The sequence below is a fragment of the Pseudoxanthomonas sp. CF385 genome (assembly GCF_900104255.1).
GTDB lineage: Bacteria > Pseudomonadota > Gammaproteobacteria > Xanthomonadales > Xanthomonadaceae > Pseudoxanthomonas_A.
The window spans coordinates 2,060,862-2,076,365 of the sequence record NZ_FNKZ01000001.1 but is presented as its reverse complement, the minus strand read 5'-3'; the positions used below and the strand labels follow the sequence as shown (position 1 = coordinate 2,076,365).

The 15,504-nt window shown below is 68.6% G+C and carries 11 protein-coding genes; 3 read left to right on the top strand and 8 right to left on the bottom strand.

Annotated features, from left to right (window positions below):
- Positions 1-581: 581 nt before the first annotated feature.
- Positions 582-1,862, bottom strand: coding sequence for an exo-beta-N-acetylmuramidase NamZ family protein (locus BLT45_RS09650; RefSeq protein ID WP_093297997.1), 1,281 nt, complete (start codon positions 1,860-1,862; stop codon positions 582-584).
- A 115-nt stretch (positions 1,863-1,977) separates the two neighbouring features.
- Here BLT45_RS09650 and BLT45_RS09645 point away from each other — a divergent pair, with 115 nt between their 5' ends.
- On the top strand, positions 1,978-4,068 hold the full coding sequence (locus BLT45_RS09645; RefSeq protein ID WP_093297994.1) for a hypothetical protein: 2,091 nt from the start codon (positions 1,978-1,980) through the stop codon (positions 4,066-4,068).
- Between the two features lie 45 nt (positions 4,069-4,113).
- Here the strand turns inward: BLT45_RS09645 and BLT45_RS09640 are convergent, their stop codons facing one another.
- Positions 4,114-6,477, bottom strand: a complete 2,364-nt coding sequence (locus tag BLT45_RS09640; RefSeq protein WP_093297990.1) for a Tex family protein — start codon at positions 6,475-6,477, stop codon at positions 4,114-4,116.
- Positions 6,478-6,630: 153 nt separating this feature from the next.
- Between BLT45_RS09640 and pip the strand changes: the two genes are divergently transcribed.
- Entirely contained in the window at positions 6,631-7,575 is a 945-nt protein-coding gene (gene pip / locus BLT45_RS09635; RefSeq protein ID WP_093297987.1) for a prolyl aminopeptidase, read from the top strand.
- 54 nt (positions 7,576-7,629) lie between these two features.
- Here pip and BLT45_RS09630 read toward each other — a convergent pair whose 3' ends face one another.
- The 4 genes from BLT45_RS09630 to alr all read right to left on the bottom strand — a co-directional run bounded on the left by BLT45_RS09630 (position 7,630) and on the right by alr (position 12,576).
- On the bottom strand, positions 7,630-8,304 hold the full coding sequence (locus BLT45_RS09630; protein ID WP_175455782.1) for a YiaD family glycine zipper/OmpA-like lipoprotein: 675 nt from the start codon (positions 8,302-8,304) through the stop codon (positions 7,630-7,632).
- 110 nt (positions 8,305-8,414) lie between these two features.
- Positions 8,415-9,875, bottom strand: a complete 1,461-nt coding sequence (locus tag BLT45_RS09625; protein ID WP_093297984.1) for a WS/DGAT/MGAT family O-acyltransferase — start codon at positions 9,873-9,875, stop codon at positions 8,415-8,417.
- A gap of 59 nt (positions 9,876-9,934) precedes the next feature.
- Entirely contained in the window at positions 9,935-11,353 is a 1,419-nt protein-coding gene (locus tag BLT45_RS09620) for a cryptochrome/photolyase family protein (RefSeq protein WP_093297981.1), read from the bottom strand.
- A 29-nt stretch (positions 11,354-11,382) separates the two neighbouring features.
- Positions 11,383-12,576, bottom strand: coding sequence for an alanine racemase (alr, locus tag BLT45_RS09615; RefSeq protein WP_175455781.1), 1,194 nt, complete (start codon positions 12,574-12,576; stop codon positions 11,383-11,385).
- Between the two features lie 93 nt (positions 12,577-12,669).
- On the opposite strand from alr, the gene BLT45_RS09610 reads away from it, so the two are divergent.
- Positions 12,670-13,365, top strand: coding sequence for a hypothetical protein (locus tag BLT45_RS09610; RefSeq protein WP_139187978.1), 696 nt, complete (start codon positions 12,670-12,672; stop codon positions 13,363-13,365).
- Between the two features lie 3 nt (positions 13,366-13,368).
- On the opposite strand, the gene BLT45_RS09605 is transcribed toward BLT45_RS09610, so the two are convergent.
- A complete protein-coding gene (locus BLT45_RS09605) occupies positions 13,369-14,769 on the bottom strand; it encodes a replicative DNA helicase (RefSeq protein ID WP_093297971.1) in 1,401 nt (466 codons plus the stop codon).
- A gap of 205 nt (positions 14,770-14,974) precedes the next feature.
- Positions 14,975-15,424, bottom strand: coding sequence for a 50S ribosomal protein L9 (rplI, locus tag BLT45_RS09600; protein WP_093297968.1), 450 nt, complete (start codon positions 15,422-15,424; stop codon positions 14,975-14,977).
- Positions 15,425-15,504: the final 80 nt, after the last annotated feature.

Genomic DNA, 15,504 nt, shown 5'->3' with positions numbered 1-15,504 from the left:
CATCTCGTGGACGCAAGGTGATGCGAGGTGTGGGAGCGACGTCAGTCGCGATGCGCTATCGGTAACGCTTCATCGCGACTCACGTCGCTCCCACCAACAGGCCTTCTGGCGTCTGGGTGTTCATGTCATCCATGGCGTCCATGCCCTGCAGACCGCTCGCAGACACCCTCGATGGCCCTCCATGCGAGATCGATGGCCTTCCGAGCCCCAGCGATCGCGCTCGATGTGAGACAGATCGGGCTCCGAACCCCATCCGCAAGGCACTGAGCGCCGTCGATCGCCCTCGGAATGCCATCCCATGACCCTCGGAAGGCCATCGATGGCGTTCCGGATCCCATCGATGGCTCTCAATGTGAGACAGATCGCTTTCCGAGCCCCATCCGCAAGGCGCTGAGCTCGGCAGATCACATTCGGAATGCCATCCCATCGCACTCGGAGTGCCATCGATGGCGCTCCGAATGCCATCGATGGTTCTCGATGTGAGAGAGATCGCCCTCTGAGCGCCATCGTCGGCGCTCGGAGCCCCATCGCTCACACTCAGCGCTCCATCGTCGGGGCTCTTACGGTGAGATGTCGCACGCTCAGGGCATCGGATACAGCAGGTGTTGCCGGCGAAGGGTGTCGAATGCCGTCAGCTCACGTTGCCAGCGAGCTTCGATCGCCTCCAGCGTGTCGCCGCGCTCGATCGCGGCGCGCAGATCGCCCACGCCCGCCAGCCGGTCGAAGAACGGCGGCTCGCCGGGCAGGAAGGCGAAGTCCTTCGGGTGCTGGTCGTGCAGCGCCTTCAGCACGGCCACGCCGGTGCGCACGGGGCGGAAGGTCTTCGGGTCGGTCACATGCAGCTGCACGCCGGCGCAGGCCTTGCCGGCATGCTTGGAGAACGTCGGCGTGAACCAGGTCGGCCGGAAGCGCACGCCCGGCAGGTCCATCGCATTGAGCCGCGCCGCCAAGGCCTGCGCATCCACCCACGGCGCGCCGACGGTCTCGAACGGTCGCGTGGTGCCACGGCCCTCGGACACATTGGTGCCTTCCAGCAGGCCCATGCCCGGGTAGACCAAGGCGGTGTCCGGCGTGGGCATGTTCGGCGACGGCGGCACCCACGGCAGTGCGCCGCGCCACGGATCATCACCGCGTCGCCAGCCCTGCATCGTCACCACCTGCAGGTCGGCACCGATGCCGAAGGCGCGGTTGAACAGCGTGGCCAGTTCGCCCAGCGTCATGCCGTGGCGGACCGGGATCGGGAACTGGCCGACGAACGAGGCCAATGCGGGATCCAGCACCGGGCCTTCGATACGCACCCCGCCCAACGGATCGGGACGATCGGCGACGACGACCGGAATCCCTGCCCGCTTCGCCGCACGCATCACACCGGCCAGCGTGTACGGATAGGTGTAGAAGCGCGTGCCGACATCCTGCAGGTCGAACACCAGCACGTCGATGCCGTCGAGCATCGCCGGCGTCGGTTCGCGGTGCTCGCCGTACAGGCTGTGCACCGGCAGCCCGGTGGCCGCATCGCGCGCGGAGGCGACGTGATCGCCGGCCTGCACGTCGCCGCGCACGCCGTGCTCGGGCCCGAACAGCGCGACCAGGGTGAATTCCTTCCGTTCGGCGAAGCGGTCCACGTCGCTGCGCAGCTCGCGGTCCACGCCGGTGGCGTTCGTCACCAAGCCCACGCGCTTGCCGCGCAGCAGGTCCAGACGCTCCTCCAGCAGCACCTCGATGCCCAGCGTGGGCGCGGCCACGGCGCAGTCGCAGGCAGGCGGCACGGTGGCCTCGCCTGACCAAGCCGGGCCATGGGCCAGCAGCAGGCCCAGGCAGGCGGCGCGCAGTGCAGCGTGCAGCGGACGACGGGACCGGGGCATAGTGTCATCACCGTTTGCTATCGTGGCCGCGACGATAGCAGCCTGCGTGCGATGCCGTGCAAGGGGAGATTCCGCCGGTATCGACGCATTCTTCCGTTGTCAGGTGAGGGATCCGATGTCCCGCAAGGCGAACCGCTTCATGCGCAGCATGTCTTTCCTCGTGATGGCCTCGGCGGCGGTGCCCGCCAGCGCGCAGCCGTCGGGCAACCGCCTCGGCGTCACGCCGTCCGCGCAATCGCAGGACTTCGTGGCGAACAAGCAGCAATTCCAGCTGCACAGCCTGCTGACCGAGCAGCGCCATCCGCGCAGCTTCGACCTGAGCACGCGCATCGCCGCCGACACCGCGGACGGCCTGGCCGCCCTGCTGGCGGTGGACGAGGACATCGCGCGCGCCCTGCAGGGCGTGGCCGACGATCCGGCGCGGCTGGCCGCGCTGGAAGCGGCTTCGGGCGAGATCACCCGCGCGCTGCGCGAGGGCCATCGCCTGTACTTCTACGGCACCGGGTCCACCGGGCGGCTCGCCGAGACGATCGAAAGCGGGCTGTGGCGGCCGTTCTGGCAGCGCACGGCGACCACACCGGCGATGGCGAAGATCGACACGCGTTTCCCCGGCCTGGGCGAGCGCGTGCGCGGCGAGATCACCGGCGGTGACCGCGCACTGATCGCCTCGCTGGAAGGCTTCGAGGACATCCCCGAGATTGGCCGCCTGCAACTGCAGGACAACGGCATCCAGCCGCAGGACCTGGTGTTCGCCGTCACCGAGGGCGGCGAGACCTCCGCGGTGATCGGCACCGCGCTGGCGGCGGCCGACCAGGCCGGCGCGGACGCGCGCCGCACCTGGTTCGTCTACAACAATCCCGACAGCGTGCTGCGCCCGTTCGAGCGCAGCCGCCGCGTGCTGGACGATGCGCGCATCACCAAGATCCCGCTGCCGACCGGGCCGCAGGCGATCACCGGTTCCACCCGCATGCAGGCCACCACCACCAGCCTGTACGTGCTGGGCGTGGTACTGGAAGACGCGACGCGCGCGCTGCTGCGCGAGGTGCTGACGGCCGACGAGCTCGCCGCGCTGGGCTTCAACGACGCCGGCATAGCCGACCGCCTGCGCGGCTTCGCGGCGATCCAGCGCACCGCCGCCGCCGCCGCGCCGAAACTGGCCGCGTGGACCGACCGCGAAGCCGCCAGCTACGCCGCCGGTCGCCATGCCACCTACCTGGCCACGCGCGCGCTGATGCCGGTGTTCGTCGACGTCACCGAACGCGCACCCACCTTCCGCCTGTCGCCGCTGGACACGGTGAGTGCACCGGAACGGCGGTCGTGGATCCAGGTGTGGACGCCGGCGGCCGATGGCGCGCAGGCGTGGCAGGCCTTGCTGCACCGTCCCTTCCACGGCCTGGACAAGGCGCTGTACCTGCCGCCGTTCGAGACCGGCATCCAGGACCCCTATCTCAAGGAAGCCGCCCTGCGCGGGCTCTCCAATGCCGGCGACGAGCAGCAGGCGCTGTACGACCTCTCGTATTCGGCCGCCAACATGCAGCGCGGTGGCCCACAGGCGGGCGATGCCGGTGCCTTGATCCTGCTCGGCGACGAAGCGCACGACGACACCAACCGCGACTGGCTGCAGGCCTTTGCCGCCGCCGGGGCGGATCCGGTGCTGGTGTCGGTGTCGGCGCGTCCGGTGGCGAGCGACGTGCTGGCCGACGTGGCCGCCCTGCCCCGCGCGGTGCCGGTGATCGCGGTGACGGTGCCGCAGCGCGATGCCTTCGAACTCAACCAGACCATCGCGCTGAAGATGCTGCTCAACGCCCATTCCACCGGGGTGATGGCCAAGCGCGGGCGCGTCGTCGGCAACACCATGACCAGCGTGCAGCCGGGCAACCTGAAGCTGATCGGCCGGGCGACGTGGCTGATCCTCTCCCACGTCAACGCCGTGCTGGAGAGCCCCGCGTGGCGCGATGCGCACGGCCGGACCGCGCCGCTGGGCTATGCCGACGCCAATGCGGTGCTGTTCGAGGCGATCGAACAGCGCCGCAACGCACCGGGCGCGAGCGGCTTGCCGGAAGTGGAGCTGTCGGTGGTGGCGGTGCTGGACGCGCTCAAGGCGAACGCACCGGTCGACTGGACCACGGCCGCCACGCACCTGCGCGCCGGCGGCCTGAGTCGCTACCTGGCGCCGTACGCCACGACGGCCGACGACGCGCGTTGAGAGCCGTCATCGCCTCTCCCGATGGGGAGAGGCGACGGCGCGACCTCAGTTCTTTTCTTTCGCCCTTGCGAACGCGGCTGCCAGCGCGTTGTCGGCCGGCGGTGCACTCGCCTTGGCCGGTGCCGGACCGCGTCGCGCATCACGCGGATGACCACGGTCCGGACCGCGCGGCGGTCGCGGGTCGTTCGCGCGGGCTTCGCGTGGCGCCTGCGGTGCCGGCGCGTCGTCGAGGCGGCGCGTCAGGGCGATGCGCTTGCGGGCCACGTCGACCTCCAGCACCTTCACCTTGACGATGTCGCCGGCTTTCACGACCTCGCGCGGATCCTTCACGTAGCGGTCGGACAGCGCGGAGATGTGGATCAGGCCGTCCTGGTGGACGCCGATGTCGACGAACGCACCGAACGCGGCCACGTTGCTGACCACGCCTTCCAGGATCATGCCCTCGCGCAGGTCCTTGATGTCCTCCACGCCGTCGGCAAAGCGCGCGGCCTTGAACTCGGGACGCGGATCGCGGCCGGGCTTCTCCAGTTCCTTCAGGATGTCGCGGATGGTCGGCACGCCGAACGTCGCGTCGGTGTACTGCTCGGCCTTCACACCGCGCAGGAAGGCGGTGTCGCCGACGATCTGTTTCACCTGCCGACCGCTGCCGGCCAGGATGCGCTCCACCACCGGATACGCTTCCGGGTGCACGGACGATGCGTCCAGCGGTTCGTCGCCATCGGCGATGCGCAAGAAGCCGGCGCACTGCTCGAAGGTCTTCTCGCCCAGGCGCGGCACGCCGAGCAGCGCCTTGCGGGTGCGGAACGCGCCATGTTCGTCGCGGAAACGCACGATGTTCTCGGCCACGCTGGAGGACAGGCCGGACACGCGCGTCAGCAGCGCGGCCGAGGCGGTATTCACGTCGACGCCGACCGCGTTCACGCAGTCCTCCACGCGCGCATCGAGCGCACGCGCCAGGCGGAACTGGTCCACGTCGTGCTGGTACTGGCCGACACCGATCGCCTTGGGCTCGATCTTCACCAGCTCCGCCAGCGGGTTCTGCAGGCGACGCGCGATGGAGACCGCGCCGCGGATGCTGACGTCGAGATCGGGGAACTCCTTCGCCGCGAATTCGGACGCGGAATACACCGAGGCGCCGGCTTCACTGACGACGATCTTCTCCAGCCTCTGGTCCGTGGCCTGCTTGATCAGGTCGCCGGCCAGCTTGTCGGTTTCACGCGAGGCGGTGCCGTTGCCGATGGCGATCAGGTCCACCTGGTGCTTCGCGCACAGCGCCCGCAGCACGTGCAGCGATTGGTCCCACTGGCGCTTGGGTTCGTGCGGATAGATCGTGGCGTGGTCGACCATCTTGCCGGTGCGATCGACCACGGCGACCTTCACGCCGGTGCGCAGGCCCGGATCCAGGCCAAGCACGGCCTTCGGCCCCGCCGGCGCGGCCAGCAGCAGATCCTTGAGGTTGTCGCCGAACACGGCGATCGCCTCGGCCTCGGCCTTTTCGCGGGCCTGGTTGAACAGATCCAGCAGCAGATGCATGTGCAGCTTGGCGCGCCAGGTCAGGCGGCAGGCGTCCAGCAGCCACTTGTCGGCGGCGCGGCCCAGCGCCGCCACGCCGGCATGCACGGCCACGCGGCCTTCGGCCTGCTGGTGGCCGGCGTCGGCCTCCATGCCGGGATCGAGGTCGAGCAGCAGGATCTCTTCGCGGCGCGCGCGGAACAGCGCGAGCAAACGGTGCGAGGGGATCTTCGCCAGCGATTCGGCGTGGTCGAAGTAGTCGCGGTATTTCGCGCCCTCGTTCTCCTTGCCCGTCACGACCTTCGCGCGGATCACGCCGACGTCGGTCATCCACGCGCGCAGTTCGCCGACCAGCGCGGCGTTCTCGCCCCAGCGCTCCATCAGGATGGCGCGCGCGCCGTCGAGCGCGGCCTTGGCATCGGCGACGCCCTTCTCGGCGTCGATGTAGGCCGCGGCCGCGCTTTCCGGCACCTGGGTGGGATCGGCGAGCAGGCCGTCGGCGAGCGGCTCCAGGCCGGCTTCGCGCGCGATCTGCGCACGGGTGCGGCGCTTGGGCTTGTACGGCAGGTAGAGGTCTTCCAGGCGTGCCTTGCTGTCGGCGCCTTCGATGTCGGCGCGCAGTGCGTCCGTGAGCTTGCCCTGCTCCTCGATGCTGGCGAGCACGGCGGCGCGACGGTCTTCGAGTTCGCGCAGGTAGGTCAGGCGCACCTCGAGGTTGCGCAACTGGGTATCGTCCAGGCCCCCGGTGACTTCCTTGCGGTAGCGGGCGATGAAGGGCACGGTGGCGCCCTCGTCGAGCAGGGCGATGGCGGCCTTGGCCTGTGCGGTCTGGGCGCCGATCTCGGCGGCGATGGTGGCGGCGATGTGCTGGGCGATCTGGGGCGTGCGGTCTTGCATTGCGTCCGTACTGGAATACCCGATGGACCGGGTGGGACCCGGATTGTGGCAACGGATGGCCGCGCGGGAAACGGGTTGACAGCCGCGCCGGATGCGGGCTGACGAACGGACCGCCGCTGGCTATGCTCGGACACCCCGCAAGGACCCCTGCCCATGCGCACGCTGTATCCCGAGATCGCGCCGTACGGCACGCACCGGCTTGCCGTCGATGCCCTGCACACCCTTCATGTGGAGGAATGCGGGAATCCGGACGGCATCCCCGTGATCTTCCTGCACGGCGGCCCAGGCGCGGGCCTGTCGCCGGTGCATCGGCGCTTCTTCGATCCGGCGCGCTACCGCATCGTCCTGTTCGACCAGCGCGGCACCGGCCGCTCGACGCCGTTCGGCGAACTGCGCGACAACACCACCGCGCACCTGGTCGCCGACATCGAAGCCGTCCGCGCGCACGTAGGCATCGAGCGCTGGCTCGTGTTCGGCGGCTCGTGGGGCTCCACGCTGGCGCTGGCCTACGCACAGGCGCATCCGGAGCGCGCCATGGGCCTGATCGTGCGCGGCGTCTACCTGGGCCGCGAAGAAGAGAACCGCTGGTTCAACGAAGCCGATGGCGGTGCGCGCTGGGTGTTTCCGGAGCGCTGGGCACGTTACGAGGCGCATATCCCGACCGATGAGCGCGACGCGATGATCGACGCGTACTGGCGTCGCCTGGACGATCCCGATGCTGCGATCGCGATGGCAGCCGCCCAGGCCTGGCTGGGCTGGGAAGACGGTGCGGCCACGCTGCTGCACGACCCGGATGCCGCTTCGGACGAGGATCCCGCCAAGGTCCTGGCCAAGGCGCGGATCGAGGCGCACTACTTCCGCCACAACGCCTTTCTCTCGCACGGACAGTTGCTGCGCGACATCGACCGCATCCGTCATCTGCCCGGTGTGATCGTCCAAGGTCGCTACGACATCATCTGCCCGCCGCGCAGCGCCTGGGACCTGGCGCAGGCCTGGCCAGAAGCACGCCTGGAGATGGTGTTGGCCGGCCACGGCGCCACCGAGCCTGCGATCACCGATGCCCTGGTGCGCGCGACGGACGCGTTCGCGGACCGCTGAAACGAAGACGGGCCGCGCGAGGCGGCCCGTCGGTGGTGCGACGTGCGGAGGCGCTTACGAACGCACCGGCAGCACGCGGATTTCGACGCGGCGGTTGAGCGCACGGCCGGCGTCGGTGTCGTTGCTGGCAACCGGATAACGCTTGCCCATGCCGACGATCTCGAAGCGCTCGCGCTGCAGGCCCTGGCCGATCAGGTAGTTACCGACCGACGACGCACGCTGCTCCGACAGGCGCTGATTCACCGCATCGGTACCAATGCTGTCGGTGTGGCCGCTGACTTCCACGATGGTCTGGTTGTACTCGCGCAGCGTCGAGGCGACGTTGTTGAGTGCCGGATAGAACTGCGACTTCAGGTCGGCCTTGCCGAAATCGAAGGTCACGCCATCGGGCAGGTTGAGCTTGATGACGTCGCCATCGCGGCTGACGTCGATGCCCGTGCCTGCGGTCTGGCGGCGCAGTTCGGCCTCCTGGCGGTCCTGGTAGGCACCGATGGAACCGCCTGCGATGCCGCCGATGCCCGCGCCGACGAGGGCGCGTTGGCGACGCTCGGTGGCATCGCCGCCGCTGAGCAGGCCGGCCACCGCGCCGATGCCTGCACCGATCAGGGCGCCACTACGGGTACGGTTCGGGTCGTTCGGGTCGTTCGTCTGGCCGGTGTAGCTGGCGCAGCCGCCGAGCAGGGTGACGGTGAGTGCCGCGAGGGCACCGGTCTTCAGCATCGCATTCATACATCCTCCTGGGTGGCGTGCGGGGGAATACCCGGAACGGTCGCAAGCCTACCCAGCGAAATGTTTACAACACGCGATTTGAGCCCTGTTCATTCAGGTGCCGTCGGGCTTCAGCCGACCAGCGCCGCGGCGCCTTCGGCATCCAGGGTGTGCTCCCAGCTCCCCATCAGCGACAGGTACAGCAGCTTCTCGAACTCGGGGCCGAAGCGGCGGATCACCGCATCCGGATCCGGGATCAGCTTGGCGTCGGCGATCAGGCCAAAGTGCACGCGGCCGTTGTAGCTGAGGATGGAGACGCCGATGCCGATGGACCCCGTTTGCGGCACCCAGAACATCATCTCCCGCAGGCGCGACCCGCCCATGTAGAGCGGTTGCTGGGGTCCGGGCACGTTGGTGGCCACTGCCGTCGCCTTGCGGGAAAACAGCTCCAGGGCCACGCTCTGCAGGGCCGATGGTGCCATGCCGAGTGCGGCAAGAAGTCCAAATGCAACAATGGCTTGCCGTGAATTCTTAAGGTCACGCATGCACTCGGCCACGCGCTCGAGGCGACGGATCGGGTTGTCCTCGCCCACCGGCAGGTCAAGGAACACCAGGCCGAAATGGTTGCCCAGCTTGCGGGCGTGCTCCAGCGGCCGCAGGTTCACCGGTACGGTGGCGCGCAGGGTGACGCCGTCCAGCTGTTCCCCGCGTTCCAGCATGTAGCTGCGCAGCGCGCCGGCGGCGGCGGCCATCAGCACGTCATTGACGGTGCAGTCGCAGGCACGGCCGACGGCCTTCACGTCTTCCAGGTCCAGCGGCTCGGCCCAGGCCACGCGCTTGCTCACGCCCAACTTGCCGCGCAGCAGCGTGGGCGGGTCGTCGGACAGCGACAGCGCGTGCAGCAGTTCGCGGCCGATCTCGCCGCCTTCCTTCGCCAGCATCGTGGCCAGCGTCGGGTCCTGCATCATCTCCATGCCCTTGCCGATCACCTTCCCGCCGATCTGCACGTAGCGGTCGATGGCGCCGACGCGGCGCACGACTTCCACGCCGTCCTTCTTGAGCCAGGCCGAGCGCAGGTCCTTGCCCGTGTCGGGCTTGCGGCTGGTATCGGTCAGCGAAAGCAGCACCTGCACCAGGGCGATGCCGTCGGCATAGCTGTGGTGGATGCGGGCGACCAGCGCGGAGCCGGTGCCGTAGCGTTCGATAAGGTGGAACTGCCACAACGGCTTGGTCTTGTCCAAGGGCGTGGAGGCCATCTGGCTGGTGAAGCGCTCCAGCGCCTTCTTCTCGGACTTCGGATCATGCCGACCGGGCAGCGCGGACAGGCGCACGTGCCAGTCCAGGTCGAAGTCGGGGTCGGTCACCCACGAGGCACCCGCCGGCGTATCGACCGCCTTCTGCAGGAAGCGCGGATAGGCGAGGAAGCGCTTCTTGATCACCTGCTTCAGCCGATCGAGCGTCATCGGCTCGTCGAACATCAGCACGCCGGTGATCATCATAGGATTGGTCGGACGACACATCCGCAACCAGGCGGTGTCCACCCGCGACATCGGCTCGCGACGCGGCTTTGCCGGCGCCTTCTTCGTGGCCATGCTTGCCCTCCTCTCCCGCGCCGAGTGAAGCACGCGGCGACGAAAGGCGTCAACGCGGCTCAGTCGCCGGTCTTGCGGTACGCGGTCAGCGCGCCTTCGCGCCCCTCGGCAAGATCCACCAGCGGACGGCGCGGATAGTCGGGGGCCACGTGCGCGAGCACGTCCGGCTTCTGCCACGGCGCGAAGCGCAGCGGCAGCGGCACGTCGGCCAGTTCCGGCACCCATCGCGCGATGTACTGGCCCTTCGGGTCGAACTTCTCCGCCTGGGTCACCGGATTGAACACACGGAAGTACGGCGCGGCATCGGCGCCGGTGCCCGCGACCCACTGCCAGCCCAGCGTGTTGTTCGCCAGGTCCGCATCCACCAGCGTGTCCCAGAACCAGCGGGCACCGTGCGACCAGTGATAGCGCAGGTGCTTGACCAGGTAGCTGGCCACGATCATCCGCACGCGATTGTGCATGTAGCCCGTCGCCCACAGCTCACGCAGGCCGGCATCCACGATGGGCACGCCGGTGCGTCCGCGTTGCCACGCCGCGAGCACGTCGGGGTCCACCTTCGCCCAATCGAAGTGCGCGAAACGCGGGTTGAGGTTCTGGGTGGGGGTGTGCGGAAAATGGTGCAGCAGGTGGTAGGCGAATTCGCGCCAGCCCAGCTCGCGGATGTAGCCGTCCATGTCGGCGCTGTTGGCGGCGGTGCGTGCGCGCTCCAGTTCGGCGGTGATGCGCCACGACGCGATCTCGCCGAAGTGCAGGTGCGGGGACAGCTTCGAGGTGCCGACACGGTCCGGACGGTCGCGGTCGGCGCGGTAGCCGTTGAGCGCGCCGTCGATGAAGACCTCCACCGCTTCGCGCGCGCCGGCCTCGCCCGGTGTCCAAGTCTCCCAGAACCCGGCATCCCAGCCCAGCGCCGGTGTCAGGCACCAGGCATCGAGTGATTCGCCCTGCCAGGCGGCGTCGAACGCGGGCAACGTGCCGGGCGCATCCCACGTCGCCGGCGCACGCCACTGCGCGAGGGCGGAACGCCAGAACGGGGTGAATACCTTGTACGGCCCACCTTGTTGCGTGGCGAGGTCCCAGGGTTCGAACAGCAGGCTGCCGTTGAAACTCTCCACCCGCAGGCCGCGTTCGCGCAGCGCCTTCTTCAGGGCGGCATCGCGCGGCTGCGTGGCCGGTTCGTACTTGCGGTTCCAGAACACCGCCTCGGCCCCGGTCTCCTCCAGCAAGGCGTCCAGCACGGCCGCGCTGGCCCCGCGGCGCAGCACCAGGCGCGAACCGCGTGCACGCAGGTCGGCATCGAGCCCCTCCAGCGAGCGATGCAGCCACGCATCCGATGCGCCGCCCGGCGCCCAGTCGCCCTCTTCCTGCGGAGCACGGATGTACACCGGGACCGGCGTGTAGCCTTCGTCCAGCGCGGCGCGGAGTGCGGGGTTGTCGTCCAGGCGCAGATCGTGCCGGAACCAGACCAGGGCGTAGGGCATCGGCATGACCGGGTGGAGAACCCCTGCCTTTACGTATCGCGCGGTCCGTCGGATGCAGCGCCGCCGGTGTATTCGCGCGGGATCCGCTCGTTCAGGCCGGTCAGGATCTCGTAGGGAATCGTGCCGGCCGCTTGCGCCACCGCTTCGCAGCGGATCGCCGATCCGCCCTGATCGCCGATCAGGACCACCTCGTCCTCGTTGTACGCGGTGCCGTCGGCGCCCACGTCCACCATGAACTGGTCCATGCAGATGCGGCCGACGATGGGCCGGCGCACCCCTCGCACCAGCACTTCGCCGCGCGAGGAGAGCGCCCGCGGGAAGCCGTCGCCGTAGCCGATCGGCACGGTGACCACGCGGGTGTCGTGCGGCGCCGTCCACGTGGCCCCGTAGCTGACGGTGCGGCCGGCCCGGACGATCTTGAAATAGACCACCTGGGAGACCAGCGACAACGCGGGCCGCAGATCGACCGTCGCGCGTGACGCCGGATCGGGCAGGACGCCGTAGAGCGCGATACCGGGGCGCACCATGTCCAACCACGTCTCGGGGAAATGCAGCACGCCGCCGGAGTTGGCCAGGTGACGGATCGGCATCGGCGCACCCAGGCGATCGAAGTGCGCGCAGGCGGCGAGGAAGCGGTCGAGCTGCTCCCGCGTCATCGGCGAGGCAGGATCGTCCGCGCAAGCCAGGTGCGAGTAGATGCCTTTCACGATGCAGCGGCGCGAGGCGACGGCGGCTTCGATGAAGGACGCCGCGTTCTCGCTGTGCACGCCGATGCGCTCCATGCCGGTGTCCACCTTGAGGTGCACAACGGCCTTGCGCCCGGTCGCCTCGGCGGCGGCCTCGACCTGACGCAGCTTGGCGATCGACGACACCGTCACTTCCAGGTCGTGGGCGAGGAACTGCGTCACCTGCGGCGCATGGATGCCGCCCAGCACGAGGATCGGCACCGTGATGCCGGCCCGGCGCAGCGCGATGCCCTCTTCCACGAATGCAACGCCCAGTTGCTCGACACCCTGCGCCTCGAGATGACGCGCCACCGGCACCAGCCCGTGACCGTAGGCGTTGGCCTTGACGATGCCCATGACCGGCACCCCGACATGGGCCTGGATCGCGCGCAGGTTGTGCGCCAGCGCATCCAGGCCCACGCGGATGCGCGTGGGGCGGTCGTTCGCTTCCGGACGCGTGTGCGGGACTGACAGGGCGGTATCCACCGGAGTATCCATGCGCTGATTGTAGCGTCCAGCCCTTCGTTCCCCGTTCATGCCGTAGCGGAAAAGAGCCGTTAGGCTGGCGACGGGTTCCAGGGATAGGCTCCGATGGCGCTACGCTCGAGATCCACCGCGATGATCGTCGCTGGCGTGATCGTCCTCGCCGCGATCGGGGCATGGCGATGGACGCGCACCGTGCACATGGACACCGCATCGACCCACGATGGCCGGTCCGCTGTCCTGGCACCCGGCTCATCGCCGCTGTCCGCCGGGTCGGACGCCGCCGATACGCCCGCCCTCTCACCCGGCGCGCCCGTCACCTCCGGGAAGCCCTTGCCCGAAACGCCAGGCGGCGCGCAGCTGCCTGCGCCGGCCATCGGTGTGCGTGCGGGCGCGCGGCCGTTGTCGGCGGAGGGAGAGCGCCGGCTGGACAAATTCATGACCGGACTGCGGAACAGCAGCTCGGATGCGCAGGACTACGAAACATTGGGACGTTCGGAACCGGCAGACCCCGACTGGTCGCCGCGACTGGAAGCCCTGATCCAGCAGACGATCGAGCGCCATGCGCACGAGTTCGAACGACTGGAGATCGGGCGACCGCGCTGCAGCAAGAGCCTGTGCATGCTGACCGCGGTGGCGACCACGCGGAATCCGCAGCAGCTGCCCCAGGCCGACTTCCAGCGCCTCATCTACACCTACATGATGCCGGAACCCTGGTTCCGCGAATCGTTCTTCGATGCCAACACGACCGTGGCCGGCGATGCGACGGGCGATGTCTACGTGAGCTACTTCATCCGCAAGTAGCGGTCACTCGAAGCTGCCCACCGAGTCGTGGGCCAGGTTGTCGAAGCGGGTGTACTCGCCGAAGAACCGCAGCTTGCAGGAGCCGGTCGGGCCCGAACGCTGTTTGCCGATGATGATCTCGGCCAGGCCTTTGTCCGGCGAGGTTTCTTTGTTGTAGTAATCGTCGCGGTAGATGAAGACGATCATGTCCGCATCCTGCTCGATGGCGCCCGATTCGCGCAGGTCGGCCATCACCGGGCGTTTGTCGGTACGGGTTTCCAGCGAGCGGTTGAGCTGCGACAGCGCGATCACGGGCACGTTGAGCTCCTTCGCCAGGCCCTTCAGCGAGCGCGAGATCTCTGAGATCTCGGTGGCGCGGTTCTCGCTGTTGCCGGGCACCGACATCAGCTGCAGGTAGTCGATGACGATCAGGCCCAGGTCGTGTTCGCGCTTGAGCCGGCGCGCCTTGGAACGCAGCACGTCCGGCGAGAGGCCCGGCGTATCGTCGATGAAGACCTTGGCCTGGTCCTTCAGGATGCGGATCGCGCTGGTCACGCGGCTCCAGTCCTCGTCCTCCAGCTGGCCGGTACGCAGGCGGGTGGCGTTGATGCGGCCCACCGAGGAGATCAGGCGCATGGCCAGCTGGCCGGCCGACATTTCCATCGAGAAGATCGCCACCGCCTTCTTCGACTTGATGGCGGCGTATTCCGCCATGTTCAGCGCCAGCGTGGTCTTGCCCATCGCGGGACGGGCGGCCAGGATCACCAGGTCGGTCGGCTGCAGGCCGGCCGTCATCATGTCGAATTCGGTATAGCCCGTCGGCAGGCCGGTGACGGTGCCGCCGCTCTCGGAGCGGATGCGCAGCACCTCGAAGGCGTCCTTCAGCGCATCGTTCATCGCCACGAAATCGGTGCGGCCGCGCGCGCCCTGTTCGGCGATGGCGAACACCTTCTGCTCGGCGATCGCCAGCATCTCGTCGCTTTCCTTGCCCTCGGGCTGGAACGCGTCGTTAACGATCTCGGTGCCCACTTCGATCAGCTGGCGCATCACCGCCTTGTCGCGGACGATCTCGGCGTACGCGGTGATGTTCGCGGCGGACGGCGTGGTGCTGGCCAGTTCGACCAGATACGCACCGCCGGCCACCAGGTCCATCTGGCCCTGGGACTCGAACCACTCGCCCAGCGTGACCGCGTCGAACGGGCGGTTGCGCTCGGCCAGCTCCGCGATCGCACGGTAGATCAGCTGGTGGTCGCGACGGTAGAAGTCGTTGGCCGTGAGCTTGTCGTTGATGCGGTCGTAGGCTTCCGGCGCGAGCATGAGCCCGCCCAGCACGGCCTGTTCCGCCTCGATGGAGTGCGGCGGCACGCGGAGCTGCTCGATGCGCGAATCGTGGGGGTCCTGGCGGAAACCGGTGCGTGCGGACATGTGCGGTGCAAGCTCCTGCGGCGCATGCGGGGCGAAAGCCCGCACGGCCGGACATGGTAGGCAGTCCATGCCCAGGGGTGTTGCAGATAAGTGTGTGGATAACCGGTGGGCATCTCAGCGCCTGCGACAGGCGACCGGCCCCGGAAACAGGACGGGCGCCTTGCGGCGCCCGTCTGTCGGCATCACGGAATGATGCGCGGGTGGATCAGGCTTCGGCCTGCACCACGACCTTGACGGTCGTCTGCACGTCGGCGTGCAGCTTCACGACGATCTCGTACTCGCCGATGTTGCGCAGCGCGCCTTCGCCCATGATGACCTCGCTCTTCTCGAGCGGCAGGCCGGCGGCGGTGAAGGCGTCGGCGATGTCGCGCGGGCCGACCGAGCCGAACAGCTTGCCTTCGGTCGCGGCATTGGCGGTGATCGTGACGCTGGCGCCTTCGAGCTTGGCGGCGCGGCCTTCGGCCTCGTCGTGGACGCCCTTGGCCTTGGCTTCGTACTCGGCGCGCTTGGCTTCGAACTCGGCCACGTTGGCGGCCGTGGCCGGCACGGCCTTGCCCTGCGGCACGAGGTAGTTGCGGCCGTAGCCCGGCTTCACGTTGACCTTGTCGCCCAGGACGCCGAGGTTGGTGACTTTCTGCAGAAGAATCAGTTCCATCGTAATGCTCCGTATTCGTTAGCAGGCCATGCCTGCAGCGGTTGGCTGTCCGAATGACAGTGAAAGAAAGAACCTCCCCG